Genomic DNA, 22,394 nt, shown 5'->3' on the forward strand with positions numbered 1-22,394 from the left:
AGCAGGGTAAAGGAGAAAATTTAACTTAGACAGTCATCTATTTGACAGAAATACAGCGGCTTATTTTTTCTAAGTCAGGAGATATAAATATGATTAAAAAGCGGTGGTGTTAAGTAAGAGAGAAGAATGAATAGAAAAAGTTTGGATGACGGTGTTGAACAGATTGTTGCTATTTTATTTGAAAGTTATACAACATCTACCCATTGCTGAGAATAGGTAGATGTCGCTTTCATTTATTGCCCGTTTTTAAGCTGCATCAACAGCTCAAAGTTATGCAGACGCTTGTCAGTGTCATAGATGTCACAAGTGAAGATAAACTCATCGACATCATATCTGGCCAAAAGCGATTCCAGCCCAGCTTTCACAGTTTCTTTGGAGCCGACCTGTGCCATGGCAAAGAAATTATCAACCGACATTTTCTCGGCAGGTGACCATAGACCGTCCATTGAATCTATCGGCGCTTTCAGTTTTAAGGTCTGACCACGAATCAATGACAAAACCCGCTGATAGGCACTGGTCGCGAGGTATTCTGCTTCTTCATCGCTATCTGCCACACAGGTTGGGACACCCATTGAGACATAAGGACGTTCCAGATATTCGGAAGGCTCAAAGTTTTCACGATACAGCTGAATCGCCTGACCGAGCATACGCGGGGCAAAATGTGAAGCAAAAGAATAAGGCAGGCCCAGTTTTGCTGCAAGTTGTGCACTGAACAGACTCGATCCGAGTAGCCAGACCGGAACATGCGTGCTTTGACCGGGAGTCGCAACAATACGCTGATTTGGCTCTGGATCTTTAAAATATTGCAAAATTTCCAGAATATCTTGCGGGAACTGATCTTCAGTTTCCTGACGGCCACGGCGCAGGGCACGCATGGTCATCTGGTCAGTTCCAGGAGCACGGCCCAGACCGAGTTCAACACGATCTGGATATAAGGTCGCTAAAGTTCCGAATTGCTCAGCCACCACCAGCGGCGCATGATTCGGGAGCATAATCCCGCCTGAGCCTAAAGTTAAGCTTTTGGTGTTCGCCAGTAAATAGCCTAAAAGAACGGCTGTGGCTGAACTGGCAATGCCATCCATATTGTGATGTTCTGCCAGCCACATTCGGCTATAACCCAGTTGTTCTGCTGCCTGGGCAAGCTCCAGCGCGTGGTTCAGCGCGAATTGAATAGTCTTATCGTCACGAACAGGAACCAGTTCGAGGATAGAGAACCGGGTATCGTTAAGTGTACGCATCGTATTACTCTTAAATAGACATGACTAAAAGCATACGACTTTGCATTGTATTTGTATATCGAAAAAAATCGATATAAGTGTAAACGAAAATAACAGGCAAAAAAATAAGCATCCGAAGATGCTTATTTAAGGAGGGAAGCTTAGAGAGTGCAGCCTTAACGACGACGGTTGTTATAGCGATAGTCATTCGTGCGGTAGTTTTTTGAACTGTAGCGACGGTCATAGCGGTCATCATAACGGCGATCCTCACTGACTTTTTTACCCAGTGCTGAACCACCCGCAGAACCTAGTGCTGCACCGATATAACCGCCATTGGTACCCGCCATATTTCGGCCGACTGCATAACCGGCACCACCACCGAGGGCACCACCGATAATCGCACCATTACGGTCACGTTTGTTTGCCGCAACAGCTGCACCAGCACCACCACCAATCGCAGAACCGATGGTTGCACCGGTTGTACCACCCATTTTATTACCCACGGCTGCACCAACCACACCACCAAGTGCTGAAGCTAAAGCTGTATTGGTGGTATTACCGGCATTGGCTGCTGTCATACCCATGGCTGAGGTTGCTACAACAGCGATCATTAGAGATTTATAGTTCATGAGTACACCTTTTCGTATATCTAGCTGTATTTGTTGATAAGATCAATTTAATCTAGCAAGCGTCAAACAGCATGAAGGCCGTGTTGACGAATTGTGATTTTTATCTCCTTAATTTATTCATGATTTTGAGTGAATAATTTTATGTATTACATGAATTTGACTGTGTTTGAAAAGCATAAAAAAAGCACCCGAAGGTGCTCTTAATGACGAATGTCTGAGGTCTAACGCATTGATCAGTTATAACGGTAATGACGTTTTTTCTTGTAGTGGCGTGATTTGGCTTTTTCTGCAGTTTTGTCTTTGGAAATCTTGTTACCTAATGCAGCACCACCGGCAGCACCCAAGGCTGAACCGATATAACCGCCATTGCTGCCGCCCATGTTTTTACCTACGGTATAACCTGCACCGCCACCCAAAGCACCACCGATTGCAGATTCAGTACGGTTCTTTTTGCTACTTGCCACTGCTGCGCCGCCTGCACCACCTAAGGCTGCGCCAAGTGTAGCGCCAGTATTGCCGCCCATGTTTTTACCTAGGGCTGTACCTGCAACACTACCTAAGGCACTTGCTGCTGCAACACGTGCTGTACTGTCTGCATGTGCATTTACCGCCATCATTGAACCAGCAGCTAAAACTGTACTCATTAAAAGTGCGTTGAGTTTCATGTCATCACTCCGTGTCCATTAACAGGACTGTATTTATTTCGATGTGGAAAATGTAACAAATCATGCCCAGAATAATATGAAGATGTTTCTCCATAATTCACTGCTTTATTTGATGAATTGTAAAATCTGCAAGAAATAAGCATAAGATCGATTATAAAAAAGGCAATTCCACTATTTTTAATCTTATTTGTTAACAAATGCTGCCGAGAGAGAATGATAGCGGCGTGGACTTACTCAATAATGATGTTCATTAGAAGCCAGAATCGTTAAACTAGGCGCAATTTTTTGATTTCGCTGTGCTAAATCGGTTTTTAGTTGCAGCCTATGTTTTGAGATTTTTTAAAAAATGAAAGAATCGTTACGTTTACGATTAGACCAACTCTCTGACCGCCACGAAGAGCTGACAGCATTATTGGCTGATATAGAAGTAATTTCAGACAATAAACGTTTTCGTCAGCTGTCGCGTGAGCATAATGACCTGACAGAAATCACCAGCGTTTGGAGCAAGTACAGACAGGCTGAAGAAGATATTGAAACAGCTCAGGCCATGTTGTCGGACCCGGACTTTAAGGAAATGGCACAAGAGGAAATCAAAGAAAATAAAGCTTTGATTGAAGCGCTTGAATCAGACCTGAATATTCTGATGATTCCAAAAGATCCAAATGATGCCAACTCTGCTTATCTGGAAATTCGTGCCGGAACCGGCGGCGATGAAGCAGCGATTTTCTCGGGTGATCTGTATCGCATGTATAGTAAATATGCAGAAAATCAAGGCTGGCGTATTGAAATCCTGTCAGAAAATGAAGGTGAACACGGCGGTTATAAAGAAGTGATTTGCCTGATCAATGGTGACGGTGTATATGGTCGCTTGAAGTTTGAGAGTGGTGCGCATCGTGTACAACGTGTGCCAGCAACCGAATCGCAAGGTCGTGTACATACGTCTGCTTGTACCGTTGCGATCTTACCGGAAGTCGATGTCGATACTTCGGTAGAAATCAATTCCTCGGATTTGCGGATTGATACTTACCGTGCCTCAGGTGCTGGTGGTCAGCATATTAACAAAACTGATTCTGCGGTACGTATTACCCATTTACCGACAGGCACGGTAGTGGAGTGTCAGGATGAACGTTCGCAACACAAAAACAAAGCCAAAGCGATGGCACTTTTGGTGTCTCGTTTAGAAAATGCCAAACGGGCTGCTGCCGATGCTGCAACCTCTGAAATGCGTCGTGATCTGGTTGGTTCAGGGGATCGTTCAGAACGTATTCGTACCTATAATTACCCTCAAGGTCGTATGACCGACCACCGTATTAACCTGACTTTATACAAGCTGGATGCGGTCATGGAAGGTGATTTGACCGAATTGCTGGACAGCCTGCATCGCGAATATCAGGCCGATCAGTTGGCCATGCTTGCACAGCAGAATGGTGGATAATGAATATTTTACAAGCGCTGGCTTTACGCGGTGAAGCTGAAAGTTATGAGCGTCAGGAAAATGCCTGGTTGCTGGAACACATCACCAAGATTGATTCATTTAATCTGTTGATGAAAAAAGATCAGGAATTGACGCCTGAGCAGGAACAAGCTTATAAGGATGGTCTGGCACGAATTGCTGCCGGTGAACCTTTGGCTTATGTCACCGGTTCACAACCATTCTGGACTTTGGATCTGAAAGTCAGCAAAGATACGTTGGTGCCGCGTCCTGATACTGAAGTGCTGGTTGAAACCGTGTTAAAGTTAGATTTGCCTGAAGATGCCCGTGTGGTAGATTTGGGTACAGGCACAGGTGCAATTGCCTTATCGCTTGCATCGGAGCGTCCTGAATGGGTGATTGTTGCATCAGATATTTATGCGCCTACGCTTGAAGTAGCCAAATATAATGCAGAACAACATGATATTGAGAATGTAGAATTCGTTCTGGGTTCGTGGTTGAAACCATTTGGCCGTCAGTTCTTTGATGTGATTGCTTCAAATCCGCCGTATATCGATCCGGATGATGCACATATGCAGCATCTGGCGACCGAGCCGCAACGTGCACTGGTTGCGGATAAAAAGGGCTTGGCTGATTTGGAAGACATTATTATTCAGGCCAAAAAGCATTTAACCGTCAATGGCTGGGTGGTGCTTGAGCATGGTTATGATCAGGCTGATGCCGTGCAGCATCTATTTAAGCAGGCCGGTTATAAAAAGGTCCGTACCGTAAAAGATTATGGCGGTAATGATCGGGTGACTTTGGGTCAGTGGCCGCATTAATTTTTAATCCTTCTTTATGAAAAGAGCGACCGATTTGGTCGCTTTTTTTTTGGTTTTTTAAATTCTTAGATTAACATCTGAAATATCCAGTATTTTTAATGACATTCTATTACTATCCTATAAAGAAAAAAGTGATGCCAGAGCATCACTTTTGTTAAATTCTTTAAAAGAATTACATCGGATAGTCTTGCAGGCAGTCATAGACTTCGACTTGATCTAAGCCACCGGTTTCCATTGCCAGACAAAGCGCTACAACTTTCACGGTATCTGCCAAGTATTGTTCATCTTTGAGCGCAATACCTTGTTGCAGGGCGACAATGCGATCTGCCGGAATTTCTAAGGCTGCCGCAGTTTCAGTTGCATCAACACGGTTAAAGAACTGAACCACAACATCTTTAAGCGCTGAGTCAGAGGCACTTAAAATAGCTTGATTAAGCTGTTCAGAGATTTGATCAGCTGAATGAACTAAAGCATTGGCGAAGTTTTGAACAAGATTCTGTTCAAGAACATCAGTCATCTTTAACATGAAAATACCTTCAACTTAGGAGAAAATTTGGGAGTACAGCCAATAGCAAAGTGCTATAAATTGAGTGAAAAATAATCTATTCTCAGTCGAATTGCAAAGCTTTCTGGATGACTGTGTAGTCCTGCTAATATATGCTGCAGGGCTTGAAATTTATAATCACAGTAAAAATATGAACTTAAGTTTCAATAAAATTTTATTAATATTTTTTAAGTATTAAATTATATAAATTATCTAATATTATTTTGACGATAAGCTCCCGGACTGACTCCAGTCCATTTCTTAAAGGCACGATGAAAGGCGCTGGATTCCTGGAAGTTGAGCTGGTCACTGATGTCTTGCAAGCTTTGCTCAGTACGCGTCAATAATTCGATTGCGGTATCCCGGCGTATTTCATTTTTTAATTGCTGGTAGCTGACCCCTTCGCTTTTTAAACGCCGTTGTATGGTCGCCTCGGACATATTCATTTTTGAGGCAAGATCATTCAGTTCTAGCCATTCTGACGGTGAAACTTGCAGAAGCTGTCTGCGAATCTGGGTGCTGAGTGCATAAGGATTTTTAAAACGCACCAATAAATTGTGAGGCGTTTGTTGAATAAACTGATACCAGGATTGAGCATCCTGCTTAATCGGCAGTTGCAGATAGCTTGCATCAAACTGCACATAGTTTTCATTGGCCTGATATTCAATCTGTTCACAAAAACGGACTTTATAATCAAAATCATCGAGTGGTGCAGGACATTTTAATTGAATCTGATTCAGCAAAATCCGTTGTCCACTTAACCAGCAGATCAAGGTATGAATCAGCATCAGATAGGTCGCATAACTAAACATGCGTTTTGTAGATTTTAAATCATAAATCACGATATAGGCATAGTGTTCCTCAACGAGAAGCGTGCTTTGCAGATCGTCCAGAATCAAGTTGAGAAATTGCAAAATGTGTTGTAGCGCCTTTTCCAGTGTATCTGCCTGCATAAGCATTTTTGAAAGCAATTTAAAGCTGCCACGGCGCATGGCATGACTGTCCATGCCAAAAAATTCGTCATTCATGCTGTCTGCAAGCACTGTCCATAATTGGGCAAACTGGCTTACCGACACGCGCGCTTGAGGTGCATTGAGTACTTCGGCTGGAATATTGGCTTTTTTCAGAATAGTAGAGATATCAAATTCTAATCGTTTGGCATCGAGCAAGGCTTCCTTGACCAAGTCGATCGAAATAGTCCCTTTGCTATATTCCAGTGCAGGCTTATGCATGTTCAGTGTGACATCCTCATTTTTATTGTCCAAATACCTCAGGCAAGATGCAATATTTGGAAATTGTACAGAATAAAAACTCTGTTTACTCTGCATATTAAGTCGTATCTCAAATAGAAAATTATCAGGGAAGAAATATGAAAATTCAGGGAAAAGTCGTTGTGATTACCGGGGGAGCATCGGGTTTGGGTGCAGCGACAGCCACGCATCTGGTTGCACACGGTGCCAAAGTGATTCTGGTCGATATGAATCAAGAGCAGGGTGAGGCATTACAGCAACAACTGGGTGAGCAGGCTGAATTTGTACAGCTGGATGTCACCGATGAGCAGGCCGTAGAAACGTTCTTTGCACATGTCGAAAATGCGTATGCTCAACTGAATGGTTTGATCAACTGCGCAGGTATTGCACCTTCTGCCAAAGTGCTGGGGCGTAACGGTATTCATGAATTGGCGATGTTCCAAAAAGTGCTGAATATTAACGTGAATGGCACATTTAATATGCTACGTCATGCAGCGGCGTTAATTGCAAAATATGAACTGCAATCTGGTGAAGAAGAGCGTGGCGTGATTGTAAATACCGCTTCGGTCGCCGCTTATGATGGTCAAATTGGCCAGACCGCTTATGCTGCTTCCAAAGGTGCAGTGGTGGCGATGACTTTACCTTTGGCTCGTGAACTGGCACGTGAAGCCATTCGAGTGATGACCATCGCCCCGGGCATTATGGAAACCCCGATGCTAAAAGGTATGCCGCAAAATGTTCAGGATGCTTTGGGACAAATGGTGCCATTCCCATCACGTTTGGCTAAACCTCAGGAATTTGCCCAGCTGGTGGGGCATATTTTTGAAAATAGCTATTTAAATGGTGAAGTGATTCGTCTGGATGGCGCGATTCGCATGCAGCCTAAATAAGTCTTCGATTTATATAGGACATGATGATTTGCACAGCTGCCAGTTTCTCATTGAATTTAAATGACTTTGTTTAAGCATGCATTTTCTTTTGAAGGATCAAAAGAAACAAAAATCCTTTGCGAAACTGAAGATACATCCCTGTATCTCAGTTTCGCAGGCGACATGCATGCCGCCTTAACTGACGTTCCAACGATCTCAATAGTAAAAAGCTTGAAGTAAATAAAATAGATATAGAAAGGGAAGTTCAATGATTTTAAATGATGAACAAAAAATGATTCAGGACATGATGCGCAATTATTCGCAGCAGAAACTGAAACCAACAGCGGCCTTACGCGATAAAACAGCACAATTTCCTGCACAAGAACTCAAAGAACTGGGTGAGCTTGGCGCACTGGGTATGACCGTTGCTGAAGAATGGAGCGGTGCAGGTCTGGATTATGTTTCTCTGGTTTTGGCACTTGAGGAAATTGCCGCAGGAGATGGCGCAATTTCGACTATTATTAGTGTGCAGAATTCTTTGCCTTGTGGGATTACCCAGCGTTATGGCACCGAAGCACAGAAACAGCAGTATTTAACTAAACTGGCCACCGGTGAATGGCTGGGTTGTTTCTGCTTGACAGAACCTCAGGCCGGTTCAGATGCCAGTTCTTTAGAATGTAGGGCCGAACGTGATGGCGATGAATGGGTACTTAATGGCACCAAGCAGTTTATTACCACGGGCAAACATGCACAGATCGCATTAGTCTTTGCTGTGACAGATAAATTGGCAGGGAAAAAAGGCATTTCATGTTTTCTGGTACCGACCGATGCACCGGGTTATATCGTGTCACGCCTAGAGGAGAAAATGGGTCAGCATTGTTCCGATACCGCGACGATTGTTCTGGATAACTGCCGGATTCCGGTGGAAAACCTGCTGGGTCAGGAAGGTGAAGGCTACAAAATTGCCTTGTCCAATCTTGAATCTGGTCGTATTGGTATTGCAGCACAATCAGTCGGGATGGCTCGGGCTGCGCTGGATGCAGCGGTGGAATATGCCAATGAACGTAAAGCCTTTGGTGTAGAAATTGTGCAGCATCAGGCAGTGGCTTTCAGGCTGGCAGATATGGCGACACAAATTGAAGCGGCACGTCAGCTGACCTTGCATGCGGCAACTTTAAAAGATGCTGGTTTAGCCTGCTTAAAAGAAGCCTCAATGGCAAAACTGTTTGCATCAACCATTGCAGAACGGGTCTGTTCCGATGCGATTCAGATTCATGGTGGCTACGGTTATGTCTCTGATTTTCCAGTAGAGCGTATTTACCGTGATGTGCGCGTGAGCCAAATTTATGAAGGTGCATCGGATATTCAACGTTTGGTGATTGCGCGTGAAGTCTGTCAACGTTGATTTTGATTAAAAAATAGATTTTGGTCGATATTCAAATCTGGCATTTCGGTTGATGGATATGGAAATTGCCAGGATCAAGCAACCCTGATTAGCTAAAGACAGACAGTACGCAGAAGATAAATAAAGCAGCATGATTCATGTCTTAGTCATCAGGCATGAATCAGATGTGAAGAAACTATGCTGATGGAATCAGCAGGAACAACAACGATAAGTGGACACACTCAGGCAAGGTCGCCTGAAAATACAACAGGATAGAGGTTGTCGTCATGAAGACACTAGAACAAGCATATGTTGATTTCAATTTTGAAAATATGGTTCAGGAACATCTGGCTGGAAATGCAGAGTCCATCAATGCCTATACTGAATGTTGTGGACGTTACCTTGGCCAAAACCGAACCGCACTGATCTGGGAAGGCAAAAATGGTCAAACAGAGCAGTGGACATTTGAACAATTGGCAACTGCTTCAGGACAGCTGGCCAATTATATGCATTCTCTGGGTTTAAAGGCTGGAGATTGTATTGCTGGACTACTGCCAAGAACACCTGCACTCTTAATTACTATTTTGGCCACTTGGCGGATCGGTGCTATCTATCAGCCTTTGTTCACTGCCTTTGAAAGTAAAGCAATTGAGCATCGTATGAGTACGGCCGCTACTCAACTGATTGTCACCGATCAAGAGCAGCGCCTGAAACTGTATGATCTGAATGTTCCAAATATTCTGACCGTACATCAGGCAGTGGCAGATCATTATCCGGATGCTGATTTTTGGACCGAGTTAAAGCAGCAGTCAGAAGAGTTTGAGCCAGTGAGTGGCCAATTTAATGATATTTTTCTGATGATGTTTACTTCAGGCACCACAGGCTTGGCAAAATCGGTTCCTGTACCTTTAAAAGCGTTGTTGGCCTTTAAAGGCTATATGCTGCACGCCGTAGATCTGCGAGAAGAAGATTCCTTCTGGAATCTGGCCGACCCAGGTTGGGCCTATGGACTATATTATGGCATTGCGGGCCCGCTCAGTTTAGGTCATAGCATCATTATGGATGAACGTGGATTTAGCGTCGATAATGCTGTACATATCATTGAGAAATATAAAGTCAGTAACCTGACTGGCTCGCCAACCGCATTCCGGATGTTCTTTGGCTTTAAAGAAAAATTTGATGCAGGGATTAGTTCGCATTTGCGTGTGGTCAGTAGTGCAGGTGAACCGCTTACGCCTGAAGTGATCCAGTGGTTCAATCATGATTTAAATGTGAATATTTATGATCAATATGGACAGACTGAACTCGGTATGGTGATCGCCAATCATCATGGCTTGGAGCATCATAAAAAAGTGGGTTCAGCTGGATTTGCGATTCCGGGGCATCGCTTTGCGGTATTGAACCCAAAACATCAGGAAGTCGAAAAAGGCGGGATTGGAATCTTGGCAATTGACTGTTCGGCTTCACCCTTGATGTGGTTTAAAGGCTATGCCGGTCATAATCGAAAGTCTTTTGTCGGGCGGTATTATTTAACCGGTGACACTGTAAAACTGAATGAATATGGCGGTATTGATTTTATTGGACGTGCGGACGATGTCATTACAACCTCAGGCTATCGGGTGGGGCCTTTTGATGTAGAAAGTACCTTGCTGGAATGTGAAGAAGTGCTTGAATCTGCAGTCGTTGGTAAACCAGATCCAGAACGAACAGAAATTGTGAAAGCCTTTGTAGTGCTTAAATCGGCTTATCCTGCTACTGAGGATTTGATGTTAAAATTGCAAAGTTATGTACGTTCACGCTTATCCAAACATGCCTATCCGAAAGAGATTGAGTTTGTGGCGTCTTTGCCTAAAACATCGAGTGGCAAGATTCAGCGCAATTTACTCAAACAGCAGGAAGTTGCCAAACTTCAAGAGATGAAGCGAGTCAGCTAATTTTTCAAATTAATTGTTTGATTGAATGCTAAAAGGCTGCCATAGCAGCCTTTTGGTTTTTTAGGAAATAAATCCTTTACTTAAATTTTAGTCAGATATTGAGCTGATTTTCCCAAACTTATATTTTTAAGAGAGCAGATTGAGGCAAGCTAAAATTATAATTTTTATGTCATTACATTAAAATCACATGAATGTTTAAAATGAAATATATCAAAAGTTTAGCCTCTTAAGAAAAAGAGGCTAAATCTCATTCATTACCAGATATTGCCTTGCAGATTCACTTTTTGATGTTTTGCATGCGGTTCACCCGCTTCACCAGTTACGCCGCCTTTTAAGGCTTTAAAAAGCTGGGTGACTTTGTTGTCTGTCACATTCCAATATTCTGCGCTAACTGCTTCAGCAATCAATACCCGTACAGTCGGATCATCCTTGCCTTCAAACCAGTTTTCAGCCCATGGATTCCACAACTGTTCAATCAGAATGCGGTCAGTACTGATCTGGGCATGAGCACTGATCGACACATAAATACCATCTGATGGTTTTGCAAAAGACAAACCAATCTGACCACGGCCTGTTTCTGCTGCTTTGACCAGATCATTGGTATTACGCAGGATGAAATATAAGTTTTGGCGTTCATTCATCTGCTCGGAGTTCAGCATGGTCATTGGCTGGGAATGGATTTCATGGGTGTCAGTTAAATGGCTGATCATGGTGTAACGAACATCCTTGATCAATTCCCATAATTTTTCACGATTATCATGTTGAGTATTGTTATGCTCGGTCATGTATGTTCTCCATACGATTTTATGAAAGCTGAAAAGATTGCTTGGTATTTTCAGATTAATCATATTTAGAGACAGATGCCTTAGGTCTCACTGAACTCATACATTTTCATACTCAAATACAGGCAGAGACTACAGAATTGCTAAACAAGGCAGTTCTATTTACAGGGTAATTCAATAGCAAAGATTTTAAAAACTTCAGGTTTGACACCTTTTATAAATGAGAAAGAGCTGTTTGCCGGAACCGTTTAATTGAGGTGATTCAAAAAATCTTGCCAAGCCCTAGTGGCTGCAGCTTGATACCGAGCGTTTAGCTGATATGCTATTTGGCTCAGCGATGGCCAAACCATTTATTGATGTGCTGTGAATTGACTGTGAGATTGATCTTCCAAAAATTTTTAGCCTTTAGAAACATCAGTAAAGCCAATTTTTGCGATCATTGTTAAAAATTTTCGAAACAAGGAAAGACGTTGTCTACATTTAATATGGATGCCATATCCCCAGAATTCGAACTCACCGATGCTGAATTGCATCTGTATAGCCGTCAGATTCTTCTGGATGGCTGGGATATTGATGCTCAAGAACGGTTAAAATTTTCTAATGTCTGCATTGTTGGTTGTGGTGGAATTGGCTGTGCACTGGCAGAGCTTTTGGCACGTGCCGGTGTAGGAAAAATTACCCTAATCGATCCAGATACGATCGAGATGAGCAATTTACAGCGACAACTTGCATTTACACCGCAGGATCTTGGACTTTACAAAGCAGAAATTCTGGCGAAACGACTGGGCCAAATTAATCCAAACGTACAGGTTGAATATATTAATCAGGCCTTAACGGCTGAAAATGCAGTCAGTGTGATTCGGCATCAGGACTTGGTGCTGGATGGTTGCGACCAGTTTGCGACACGTTATCTGGTTAATCAGCGCTGTGTAGAACTGAATGTACCTTTGTTGAGTGCCTCGGCGATTGGCCTGCAAGGGCAACTTTTTATGCTCGAAGGGGATTCGGCCTGCTATGCCTGCCTGTTCCCACCCGAGAATCAGGCCGATGAAAGTCTGCGCTGTGCAGATTCCGGAGTACTGGCGACCACGCCTAACGTGATGGCCAGCTTGCAAGCCCATCATGCCTTGTTATATCTGGGTTTGGGATTGATGCCACTCAGACAAAAACTGCTGTTATGGGATGGATTGAGTTTTAAGCAGCGGATTCTCGCTTTCGAAAAAGATACAGATTGTCCGATCTGTCAGGCAAGATAAGCCTGCAAATTAATATTTTTTTGCTACACTGCATGTAATTAATTTTTCCTAAGACATTATGAAAAACAATATCTGGTTAGATGGAATACGTTCAGTTGCCCGCATGGGAGAAACAGCGGTCGTTGCGGCAAAGGCGGGCTTTAAATATGCTACTGAAAAGCCAAGCAATGCCAAACTCATGCGGGAGACTTTTGAATCTCTGGGTTCAACTTATATCAAGCTGGGGCAGTTTATTGCCAGTACGCCGTCTCTATTTCCGCGTGAATATGTAGAAGAATTTCAGGGCTGTCTGGATCAGACTCCACGCTTGCCGTTCAGTTATATCCAGCAAGTGTTGGCCTCTGAATTTGAAGGGCGTAATCTGGATGAGATCTTTGCCTCGATTGATGAAACGCCATTGGCCTCTGCGTCTATTGCACAGGTGCATGCGGCCAAGCTGGTGTCTGGCGAAGATGTCGTGATTAAGGTACAAAAACCGGGTGTGGAAACCATTTTATACACCGATTTAAATGTACTGCACTGGGCGACCAAAGTGCTGGAAAAAGCCGTGCCCAAAGTCAAATTCGCTTCGCTGGCCGATATTGTTGATGAAATCAAAACCCGGATGGTACGTGAAGTTGATTTTATCGAAGAAGCACAGAATCTGGATGATTTTGTCAATTATCTGAATATCACCAATAATAAGGCAGCGACTGCACCTAAGGTTTATCATCAGTATTCGACCCGTCGTGTGCTGACCATGCAACGCTTGTATGGTGTGCCATTGACCGATTTTGAAGTGGTCAAAAAAGTATCCAAAGATCCATCTCAAGTACTCATTACCGCAATGAACACCTGGTTTGGCAGCCTGATGATGTGTAACAGTTTCCATGCCGATCTGCATGCAGGCAACCTGATGCTGCTCGAAGATGGCCGTGTCGGTTTTATCGATTTTGGCATTGTTGGCCAGCTCAAACCTGAGGTATGGACGGCATGTATGGCATTTATGGATTCATTGCAACATACCAATTATGAGTTGATGGCACAGAACATGCTGAAAATGGGTATGACTGCTGTGCAGATTGATACCAAAGTTCTGGCAGCGGATCTTGAGCGTTTATTCAGTGGCGTATTGATGGCAGACCCTCAGGAGCTGTTAACATCAAATCCGGCTGATCTGAACGATATCATGATGGATATGGTGGCTGTGGGTGAACGTCACGGCATCCGCTTCCCGCGCGACTTTGCTTTGCTGTTTAAGCAAATGCTGTATTTCGACCGTTTTATGCGAATTTTGGCACCATATACCGATATCTATGCCGATCAGCGTTTGCAAATGATTCAGGACATTGATCCGAATTTACTGTTAAAGCATTAATTTAATCCCTCCCGACCTCCCTTCCTTGCGCAAATTTTAAAGCAGCGCTTTAAAATAGCTCAGGGAGGAGTGTTTCACTGCTTGATAAAGTATAAGCGATAAAAGTTCCTCTTTATAAAAGAGGGATTTAGGGAGATTAGTTGTAAATATCATATTCTCGAGCAATCCAATGGACGCCATTATTATTGAAGGTTTAAAGGTTGAAACAGTCGTGGGCTGCTTTAACTGGGAGCGTCAAATTATTCAGCCTTTAATGCTGGATTTGACCATTCAAACCGATTTAGAACAGGCATCAAATTCAGATGCTCTTGCAGATACGCTGAATTATGCAGAAATTTGTGAGATTTCAGCCAAGGTCATTCAAGAAGCTCAGCCTGAATTGATTGAACATGCAGCAAAGTTAGTGCTGAATGCACTTTTTACTACCTTTACAGCAATTGAATCGATTAATATTACGATCCGTAAGCCTGCCATTATCGCGCAAGCCAATTCTGTAGGGATACGTCTTGAACGCCACCGAAACGATTTTCGCTCTAGCATTAGCGAGTAATTGTCATCCTCAGCAACATTTTCAAGCTGCACAGCAAGGTATTTCTGAATGGGGAGAAGTCCAGTTCTCTCCCATTTATAGGATTCCTTGCCGGGATGGCATCGGCGCCGATTACTGGAATGCGGCATGTCTATTAAAAAGTTCGGTGTCGAGTGCAGAAATTATTGAGCTGCTTAAACAGCTGGAACAGGCATCAGGGCGGACACGTCCATCGCATCAAATTACCCTGGATGTAGATCTGATTGCCTGGGGATCAGATCTTCGACATATGCAGTTTAATGAAAAAAAATTGCCCCTGGCTTTGGATGTAAAAGTTCCCATGTTTGATATCTGGCAAGACCCTGTATTCGAGCATGAGTTACATTGTTTCCCAAGAGTTGAACAGCTGATTTAAATCAAATCACCTAATTTTTTGCTGATGTAATTTATGCAATACGAATGTTTAAAAGCCTGATCAAGCAAGATCAGGCTTTGTTATGATTTAGTTTTTGTATTTAGATCAAAAGAAAAATTCAGCGAAGATGGGGCAGATGAGATTAGAAAAAATTTAAACATAAAAATATGAGAAATCTTGGCTTATGTCATTTTAATCCTCGTGATTCTTTATATCATTCAATGGGGATTTCATGGTTTTCCGACAGGTAATTCATATGTGATTGATTTGAAGCCATAGAATTTATTTTAAGTTCGGTAAAAATCCTCAAAGCAGTAAAAATGCATCATCGCGCTTTTACTTTTTCTTGTTATAAAAAATAATCAGCAATACGATAATGATCACCAAGATGGCAAGAATGATCGCAGTTTCCATAACAATACCTCTCAGACATAGATCTTAAGGTTTAAGCGTCTAAATTAAAACTGAACGTAAATTAAAATAAACTCAAGTTTTGTTAGAGCCGTTAGTTTTTCGAAAAAACATTTTTCAGTGATGTTAATAGAAGAACCGCTCAATCCTATTCTGTATTTAACTAAAAAATAAACCCATATTTAGGCAACAGACACATTAAATAATGATCCGATCCACGCACTGAATAACATGGCGATAATTCCCCACAGCATCACCCGAACTGCACCTCTCCATACGCTCACTCCACCGGCATAGCTCGCCAGTGCACCCATCATCCCCAAACTTAAAACGCCAATCAGCATGACGCCTTTATCCAGATAGTGTTCCGGTAGAATCATGATTGAAATTAAAGGAAATAATGAACCTACCGTAAATGCCATAGCCGAAGAAAATGCAGCGAGAAAGGGCTGAGCCGAGGTATGTGCTGAAATACCAATTTCATCCCGGGCATGGGCATCCAAGGCATTATGGTCGGTCAACTGTTCAGCGACCTGTTGTGCCAAAGCGGGTTCCAGACCTCGTTGTATATAAATCGTTTTGAGCTCATTTAATTCATGGGTGGGATGGCGTTGCAGTTCGCGCTCTTCCATGAGTAGATCATTGGTTTCAATATCTTGCTGGGATTTTACTGAAATATATTCACCAGCTGCCATTGATGCGGCGCCAGAAATCAATCCGGCAACACAGGTTACCAATAAAATTTCAGTGGATGCTCCACTGGCTGCGATACCCACCACCAGACTGGTGACCGAAATAATCCCGTCATTTGCCCCCAGTACAGCTGCACGAAGCCAGCCCGCACGTTCGATATAATGTTTTTCAAGATGGTATGAATGGCGCACAATGAAGCCCTTTTTTATTATCATTATGATTATAGTAAATTTAAGTCATGTATAGATAGTAGGATTGAATCGATCTGAAAATTACCTTGAATGATCAGATCATAGTGCGCTTGGTTAAGTATTTTATCAATCCAAAATAAAACCGAGGTGAAATTCATTTATTCAAAAGACCAGACGGACTTGATATATAATTGATATCCAAGGGATCAAATTTATTTAATAAAAACAATTATATAAAAATTATAGCTGAGTGAGCTGGTTTAAAAAGAGAATTATCATGAAAGAAAAAAATGAGAGCCATAAATGTTTGGTGTGCGGCAAGCACTTTCTTCTGAAAGATCTTACTCCGATGGGAACGGTCAGAAAAGTCATTACTGAAGAGATTGGCAAGGATATTCCAGTCTGGACGCCGCAAGATTATATTTGTCAGACAGATCTAACCCGCTATCGCATGCAGTATGTACATTCATTATTAAGTTTGGAAAAGGGTGAGGTCACAGATCTTGAGGTCGAAGTGATTCATAGCATGCATCAGCATGAACTGATCACCAAAAATGTGGAAACGGAATTAGAGCAAAAGTGGACCTTGGGTGAAAGGCTGGCCGATAAAGTTGCAACTTTTGGTGGAAGCTGGGTCTTTCTGATCTGTTTTGCAATTTTTCTAGGTCTATGGATTACGATAAATACTGTGGTGATGGTGACTCAGCCTGCAGACCCTTATCCATTTATTCTATTGAATTTAATCCTTTCCTGTCTTGCGGCGATTCAGGCACCTATTATTATGATGAGCCAGAACAGACAGGAAGCAAAAGACCGCTTACGTTCGCAAAATGATTATCAGATCAACTTAAAAGCTGAACTGGAAATTCAGCATTTACATGAAAAATTAGATCATCTGCTGCTGCATCAATGGGAACGGTTGGCGCAAATCCAGGAAATCCAGTTAGACCTACTTTCTGAAATGAGCAAAAAAGATTAAAAGGATGCTGTGGAGAATCTCTATCATTTTATAGAGCTTATAAGTAATAAGATCGCCAGATGCCTTGAGTTTATTATCTCGCTCAAGATTTGAAGCGTAATAAAAAGCCCACAATGCGTGGGCTGAGATCGGATCGATCTTTTTAAATAAAATAACTGGTCTTGGTCATGAGTTTGGAAATAGCTGTCATGGTGATTTTGACCGGAGCAGGCAGATCTACACCGCCTGCCTTCAACGCTGTATCCCGATGATGCAGCTCATCTTCATTCATCTGTTCCAGAATGCGCCGAGAACGCTCATCTTGCGGCGGCAACTGACTGATATGATGCTGCAAATGCATGCTCACCTGACGTTCAGTTTCTGCGACAAAACCCAGACTGTATTTATCACCGGCAATTCCGGCCAGCGCGCCCATACCAAAGGACAGGCCGTACCAGACCGGATTGAGCAGACTGGTATGGCTATCCAGTTCTTTCAAGCGGTCTTCACACCAGGCCAGATGATCCTGCTCCTCAATCGCTGCCTGTTCCATTTCACGACGAACATTCGGAAGTTTTGCCGTCATGGCCTGACCATGATAGAGCGCCTGTGCACACACTTCACCACTATGATTGACCCGCATCAAACCTGCCACATGACGGGCATCGCTCACCGTCAATTGTGTTTCTACCGGTTGGGCTGGATTTTCACGTTGTGCCGATGTCGTGCCCGGGACGAGACTGCGTAATGCCTGATCAAAAGAATGAATCAGCTTGTCGACACCTGTATATTGACGCATGAATTAATCCTCCAAGGGTGTTTTCGCGGTTTTGATCATGGGTTTGAGTCGGAAAAGCAGCCATAGGGTAAACAGGCCGCTCAACACTGCGGTAATACAAAAAAGTACTTTAAGATCAAGCTCTAAAATACTTAAAATAATAATCGAAAATATAGCAGAAGATACCATGAAAACGGCATTCAGAATGTTATTTGCTGCAACCACACGCGCACGATGTGAGCGGGGAGAATGCGCCTGCATCATGGCATAAAGCGGTACGATATAAAAACCGCCACTAATCCCGAGTAAGGTCACTGCCAGCATCACATGGTAATAACTCCAGCCTTGCTGAAACACATCAGCCAGACCGATTAATTCACCGGTACGTGCTGGAACAAAGGCCAGACTCGCGGCCAGATATAGGGCAAAGATCACCAGACCGATTGCGCCAAAAGGCACCATCTTGATATTGACCTTGCTGCCGCCAATTTTACGGCATAAATATGAACCTAGCCCGATTCCGACAGAAAAGAAAGTTAAGAGCAGGCTGGCAACATTTTCAGAGGCATGCAGATTTTGCAAGGTCAGTTGAGGGATTTGAGTCAGATAGGTTGCGCCGTAAAACCAGTACCATGAGTTGCCCAATAAAATGGTAAAGACTAATGGCAAACCCTGAGCATATTTTAATGTTTGCAAGCTAGTACGGAAAAAATTCCAGTCAATTTGCAGTTCTGGTGCAGGGATATTTTGTTTGAGAATATAACGACTCGATCCATAACCAATCAGGGCGATCACAACGACTGTTAAACTGATCCAGATCAGATTACCAGAAGATGCAGCAATGACCGCACCACCCAGAATCATACCGAATAAAATTGCCAGCGATGTTCCGGACTGAAACAGGGCATTGCCAGACATCAGCTCATTGGGTTTTAGCACTTCCGGTAAAATGGCATATTTGATTGGGCCAAAGAAGGTGGACTGGGTTCCCATCAGGAACAAGGCAAATAACAGAATCCAGAGATTGCCAAGCAGGAAACCCACCGTTCCCAACAACATAATCACAATTTCCAGAATCTTTAAATAGCGAATCAGCTGTGAACGTTCGTATTTATCGGCAATTTGTCCGGCGGTGGCTGAAAAAATAAAATAAGGCAGGATAAACAGCAAAGCAGCCAGATTATTCAAGGTGCTGATGCTGGCCGATTGTTGCTGAATCCAGCCGTAGGTGATGACCAGGAGTAACGCTTGTTTAAATACATTATCGTTTAATGCACCAAAAAACTGCGTCAGAAACATCGGTAAAAAGCGCCGAGAAGCTAACAAATGTTCATTTTTGTTCATATAGAGCGTGCTACATTAAGTTTTATTAAGAAATGTCAGTTATGCGTAAACATTGAGAAAAATCATGTAAGATACTTTCAGCCATGTAAAGGTAAAAACCAATCAATTAAGCTCTTTAGCTTATATTTTTCGGTCAAATAATCAATTAAAGAATGTATTCGTTTCGAGTTTGCCATGCCTGCAAAGAAAAAATTTAAAAAAACGATGCTTCATCGCAGTATGGGGTCGCTTATACCACTTCAGAGTGGGGCACAGCTGTGTATGAGCATTTTTTTTATGATGTTATCCCATCAGAGCATGGCACAAACCGAACAGCCTGAAACACCTGTGGCCATTTCTCAGGCAGAAATGGTAGATGAACTGTCCAAAGAAGCGATGCGACAGGGACTGGTCACATCTGAAAATGAAGCCACCGAAAAAATTGAAGAAGCGATACAGCCGGAAGCATCTGTCGACAGCATGTTGATGCTGGAGCAACAGCAAAATGCAGGCTCCGGTCTGGACGTATTTACACCGATCCAGTTCGATGATCTGGAAGAGCTGCCGATCCAGTCCATTGACCAGAACATGGCGAATGAAATCTATCGTGAGGCCGAGCAAGCCAAGCAGGAAGCACAAAATTATCGCAATACCCAGACCGCTGAAACAGTCGTAGCAGATATCAGTCAGCAAGAGTTACTTGAAATCAATCAGGCACCTGTAAATGTCGACCAGTTGATGCAATCGATTCAGGCAGACAGCCAGATTATTGTACAAAATAATGAAGCCGGCATGACTTTGCCAGAAGTAACGGGGCCACTTGTTGCTGAAGATGAGAAACGTCCCAATATTTTTAAACGACTATTTTATAAAATCCGTCCGCCACGTCAGATCATGACCGCGAGAGTTCCGCGAATTAGTGCGGATGTGGTGATTATGAACGGCGAAGGTATTGCGCAAAGCAATGGTATGCTGAATCGTAGAGCTGAGCCTGAAGGCTATCTGAATTTAAGAAATAATGTCAAAGCCAAACTGTCCAGTTTTACCCTGGAGTCTTTTGGCGACTTTAATTCCGCTTTGCCACAACTGCGAACCTTGTCCCGACAGGCGGCACAGGCAGTCGGTTATTACAATGCCCAGTTCAGGTTTGAAAAAATCTCTGATAGTCGCGTTCGGGTTTTTGTCACTCCGAATGAACCTGTGCTGATCACTACACAAAATCTGGAATTTAGCGGAGCGGGTGCGGAACAGCCGCAATTCCAGGTCATCAGTCTTTTGCCTGAGCAGGAAGAGGGCGATATTTTCAATCACGGCAATTATGAACAGACCAAACAACGGATTAATACTGCCGCCAATAACAACGGTTATTTTGATTCATACTGGCGCTTGCATGATGTCAAGATTGCACAGCCACAAAATACGGCCGATGTAAATCTACGTTTCGAGACAGGCGAGCGTTACAAGCTGGGCAATGTCGAGTTTAGAATGAGTGATCCTGAAAAGGAATTTCCGCTGGATCGTGATGTACTCGAAAGTCTGGTCACCTGGAAAGATGGTGCAGACTATACCTTCTGGCGAGTGAATAGCCTGGCCAATAACCTGACCAACTCGCGCTATTTTAACTATACCCTGGTGGACGTAATTCGCCCTGATCCGGTTGACAGGGAGCTGGAGCTGGCACCGGATATTCAAAGCCTGATAGAAGAACAGAAACTTTCTGAAGATCAGGCGACTGCGACACAGCCTGATCGCTCAGTGGCATCTGCTAAAGAAGTCACTCAAAATGTCGTCGATGAAGACCAGTTTGCCGGTAGCCGCGATCAGGAAAATCCAAATTTAAGAAGCTTGCGGGTCGAGCAGCAGACCAAAGAAAATGAGCAGGAGCGTTTAAAGGCACAAGCGCGGGAAGAGAAGAAAGTTCCAGTGATTGTGACTTTAAATGCAGACCGTTTAAACAGTGCTGAACTGGGTCTGGGTTATGGAACAGATACCAATATCCGTCTACGTGGTCAGTACCGCCGCGCCATTGTAAATAAGCGCGGACATTCTTTTGATGCCAACCTCGAGTTGTCCGGTATCCGGCAGTCCATCGATGGTCGTTATAACATTCCTTATCACCATCCGCTGAATGATTATGTCAGTATTGTCGGTGGTTATGAGCGCGAAGAACGTGATGGCGTGGCTCAAGGTGAAGGTCTGCAAATTGAATCGGCAGTGCTGGGTGTAGACCGGATTATTAAAAACCCGCTGGGTAACTGGCAGCGTACTTTTGGAGCGCGTTACCGTCTGGATCGCTTGAAGCAGAATGGTTCTGTTGATTTTAACCAGATTCCGGAAGCGTTTCGCTTTAATACCGAAGATGAACAGCAGTCGTTACTGGTCGGTTATGAAGTTTCACGTACCGATACCGATCGTCGGGTCAATCCGACCAAGGGTTTCAAGCAGACCTACAAAGTCGAGCTGGGTAGTGAGGCGTTATTGTCTGATGCAGATATGGCGATTGTAAATGCAGGCTGGCGTTTTATCTATTCATTGGGTGAAAATGCAGATCATCAGTTTGTTGGACGTGCCGATGCCGGTTATATCTTCACTGAAGATTTTGCCAAAGTGCCGTATAACCTGAGATATTTCACCGGTGGTGACCAGAGCATTCGTGGTTTTGATTACAAGAGTCTTTCTCCGGAAATTGAAGGCTTTAAAGTCGGTGGTCAGGCCTTAGGGGTTGCTTCCTTAGAGTATAACTATCAGTTTAGGGAAGGCTGGCGTGCTGCGGTTTTTGCAGATGCCGGAAATGCTTATAATAAAGAGTTCAGTAATCCGACCGAATATGGTGCGGGTGTGGGGATACGTTGGGCCTCACCGATTGGACCGATTCGTATCGATGTGGCGACTGGATTGTCTGATGACAATCACCCAATTCGTCTGCATTTCTTTATTGGTTCGCAGTTATAAAACA

20 protein-coding genes are annotated in these 22,394 nt (G+C 43.4%); 11 read left to right on the forward strand and 9 right to left on the reverse strand.

Translation table 11 applies throughout. The features are described 5' to 3' along the window. Positions 1-233 precede the first annotated feature (233 nt). The 3 genes from FTV48_RS03990 to FTV48_RS04000 all read right to left on the reverse strand — a co-directional run bounded on the left by FTV48_RS03990 (position 234) and on the right by FTV48_RS04000 (position 2,511). Positions 234-1,238: an LLM class flavin-dependent oxidoreductase gene (locus FTV48_RS03990; RefSeq protein ID WP_100355348.1), complete on the reverse strand. Its 1,005-nt coding sequence runs from the start codon at positions 1,236-1,238 to the stop codon at positions 234-236. 155 nt (positions 1,239-1,393) lie between these two features. Continuing rightward, positions 1,394-1,846 carry a hypothetical protein gene (locus tag FTV48_RS03995; protein WP_005097226.1) on the reverse strand — a complete coding sequence of 151 codons (453 nt, stop codon included), beginning with the start codon at positions 1,844-1,846 and terminating at the stop codon, positions 1,394-1,396. Positions 1,847-2,079: 233 nt separating this feature from the next. After that, positions 2,080-2,511 (reverse strand): glycine zipper 2TM domain-containing protein, encoded by a 432-nt coding sequence (locus FTV48_RS04000; protein WP_005097225.1) that lies wholly within the window; start codon positions 2,509-2,511, stop codon positions 2,080-2,082. A gap of 346 nt (positions 2,512-2,857) precedes the next feature. On the opposite strand from FTV48_RS04000, the gene prfA reads away from it, so the two are divergent. Beyond that, positions 2,858-3,946, forward strand: a complete 1,089-nt coding sequence (prfA, locus tag FTV48_RS04005; protein ID WP_005097224.1) for a peptide chain release factor 1 — start codon at positions 2,858-2,860, stop codon at positions 3,944-3,946. Further along, positions 3,946-4,764 carry a peptide chain release factor N(5)-glutamine methyltransferase gene (gene prmC, locus FTV48_RS04010; RefSeq protein ID WP_179999460.1) on the forward strand — a complete coding sequence of 273 codons (819 nt, stop codon included), beginning with the start codon at positions 3,946-3,948 and terminating at the stop codon, positions 4,762-4,764. The genes prfA and prmC overlap by 1 nt, the downstream gene beginning before the upstream one ends. Positions 4,765-4,936: 172 nt before the next feature. Here prmC and FTV48_RS04015 read toward each other — a convergent pair whose 3' ends face one another. Both FTV48_RS04015 and FTV48_RS04020 read right to left on the reverse strand, forming a co-directional pair. Further along, positions 4,937-5,290: a hypothetical protein gene (locus FTV48_RS04015; RefSeq protein WP_005170516.1), complete on the reverse strand. Its 354-nt coding sequence runs from the start codon at positions 5,288-5,290 to the stop codon at positions 4,937-4,939. A 227-nt stretch (positions 5,291-5,517) separates the two neighbouring features. Further along, complete coding sequence (locus FTV48_RS04020; RefSeq protein WP_179999461.1) at positions 5,518-6,540, reverse strand: AraC family transcriptional regulator; 1,023 nt, start codon at positions 6,538-6,540, stop codon at positions 5,518-5,520. 137 nt (positions 6,541-6,677) lie between these two features. Here FTV48_RS04020 and FTV48_RS04025 point away from each other — a divergent pair, with 137 nt between their 5' ends. The 3 genes from FTV48_RS04025 (at position 6,678) to FTV48_RS04035 (ending at position 10,745) form a co-directional block, all read left to right on the forward strand. After that, positions 6,678-7,448, forward strand: coding sequence for a 3-hydroxyacyl-CoA dehydrogenase (locus tag FTV48_RS04025; protein ID WP_005097220.1), 771 nt, complete (start codon positions 6,678-6,680; stop codon positions 7,446-7,448). Between the two features lie 247 nt (positions 7,449-7,695). Continuing rightward, on the forward strand, positions 7,696-8,832 hold the full coding sequence (locus tag FTV48_RS04030; protein WP_179999463.1) for an acyl-CoA dehydrogenase family protein: 1,137 nt from the start codon (positions 7,696-7,698) through the stop codon (positions 8,830-8,832). A gap of 266 nt (positions 8,833-9,098) precedes the next feature. After that, entirely contained in the window at positions 9,099-10,745 is a 1,647-nt protein-coding gene (locus FTV48_RS04035; protein ID WP_179999465.1) for an AMP-binding protein, read from the forward strand. 254 nt (positions 10,746-10,999) lie between these two features. Here the strand turns inward: FTV48_RS04035 and FTV48_RS04040 are convergent, their stop codons facing one another. Further along, on the reverse strand, positions 11,000-11,530 hold the full coding sequence (locus FTV48_RS04040; RefSeq protein ID WP_179999467.1) for a pyridoxamine 5'-phosphate oxidase family protein: 531 nt from the start codon (positions 11,528-11,530) through the stop codon (positions 11,000-11,002). 482 nt (positions 11,531-12,012) lie between these two features. On the opposite strand from FTV48_RS04040, the gene FTV48_RS04045 reads away from it, so the two are divergent. The 4 genes from FTV48_RS04045 to FTV48_RS04060 all read left to right on the forward strand — a co-directional run bounded on the left by FTV48_RS04045 (position 12,013) and on the right by FTV48_RS04060 (position 15,084). After that, positions 12,013-12,783, forward strand: coding sequence for a HesA/MoeB/ThiF family protein (locus FTV48_RS04045; protein WP_100355341.1), 771 nt, complete (start codon positions 12,013-12,015; stop codon positions 12,781-12,783). A 58-nt stretch (positions 12,784-12,841) separates the two neighbouring features. Beyond that, positions 12,842-14,140: an AarF/ABC1/UbiB kinase family protein gene (locus FTV48_RS04050; RefSeq protein WP_005097212.1), complete on the forward strand. Its 1,299-nt coding sequence runs from the start codon at positions 12,842-12,844 to the stop codon at positions 14,138-14,140. 169 nt (positions 14,141-14,309) lie between these two features. Next, positions 14,310-14,690, forward strand: coding sequence for a dihydroneopterin aldolase (gene folB, locus FTV48_RS04055; RefSeq protein ID WP_074383219.1), 381 nt, complete (start codon positions 14,310-14,312; stop codon positions 14,688-14,690). Continuing rightward, a complete protein-coding gene (locus tag FTV48_RS04060) occupies positions 14,647-15,084 on the forward strand; it encodes a 2-amino-4-hydroxy-6-hydroxymethyldihydropteridine diphosphokinase (RefSeq protein WP_100355339.1) in 438 nt (145 codons plus the stop codon). The genes folB and FTV48_RS04060 overlap by 44 nt, the downstream gene beginning before the upstream one ends. A gap of 593 nt (positions 15,085-15,677) precedes the next feature. On the opposite strand, the gene FTV48_RS04065 is transcribed toward FTV48_RS04060, so the two are convergent. After that, positions 15,678-16,379, reverse strand: a complete 702-nt coding sequence (locus tag FTV48_RS04065; protein ID WP_005097209.1) for a VIT family protein — start codon at positions 16,377-16,379, stop codon at positions 15,678-15,680. A gap of 277 nt (positions 16,380-16,656) precedes the next feature. Here FTV48_RS04065 and FTV48_RS04070 point away from each other — a divergent pair, with 277 nt between their 5' ends. Beyond that, the gene (locus FTV48_RS04070; protein ID WP_005097208.1) at positions 16,657-17,358 is read left to right on the forward strand and encodes a DUF1003 domain-containing protein; all 702 of its coding nucleotides are present in this window, start codon (positions 16,657-16,659) and stop codon (positions 17,356-17,358) included. 142 nt (positions 17,359-17,500) lie between these two features. Here FTV48_RS04070 and coq7 read toward each other — a convergent pair whose 3' ends face one another. Together coq7 and FTV48_RS04080 are read right to left on the reverse strand one after the other, a co-directional pair. Next, a complete protein-coding gene (gene coq7, locus FTV48_RS04075; protein WP_074383217.1) occupies positions 17,501-18,136 on the reverse strand; it encodes a 2-polyprenyl-3-methyl-6-methoxy-1,4-benzoquinone monooxygenase in 636 nt (211 codons plus the stop codon). Between the two features lie 3 nt (positions 18,137-18,139). Then, positions 18,140-19,459 carry an MFS transporter gene (locus FTV48_RS04080; RefSeq protein ID WP_100535308.1) on the reverse strand — a complete coding sequence of 440 codons (1,320 nt, stop codon included), beginning with the start codon at positions 19,457-19,459 and terminating at the stop codon, positions 18,140-18,142. A gap of 174 nt (positions 19,460-19,633) precedes the next feature. On the opposite strand from FTV48_RS04080, the gene FTV48_RS04085 reads away from it, so the two are divergent. After that, a complete protein-coding gene (locus FTV48_RS04085) occupies positions 19,634-22,390 on the forward strand; it encodes an autotransporter assembly complex family protein (protein ID WP_179999468.1) in 2,757 nt (918 codons plus the stop codon). The last annotated feature ends 4 nt before the right edge of the window (positions 22,391-22,394 follow it).

This window comes from Acinetobacter sp. YH18001, from assembly GCF_013416975.1.
GTDB lineage: Bacteria > Pseudomonadota > Gammaproteobacteria > Pseudomonadales > Moraxellaceae > Acinetobacter > Acinetobacter pseudolwoffii.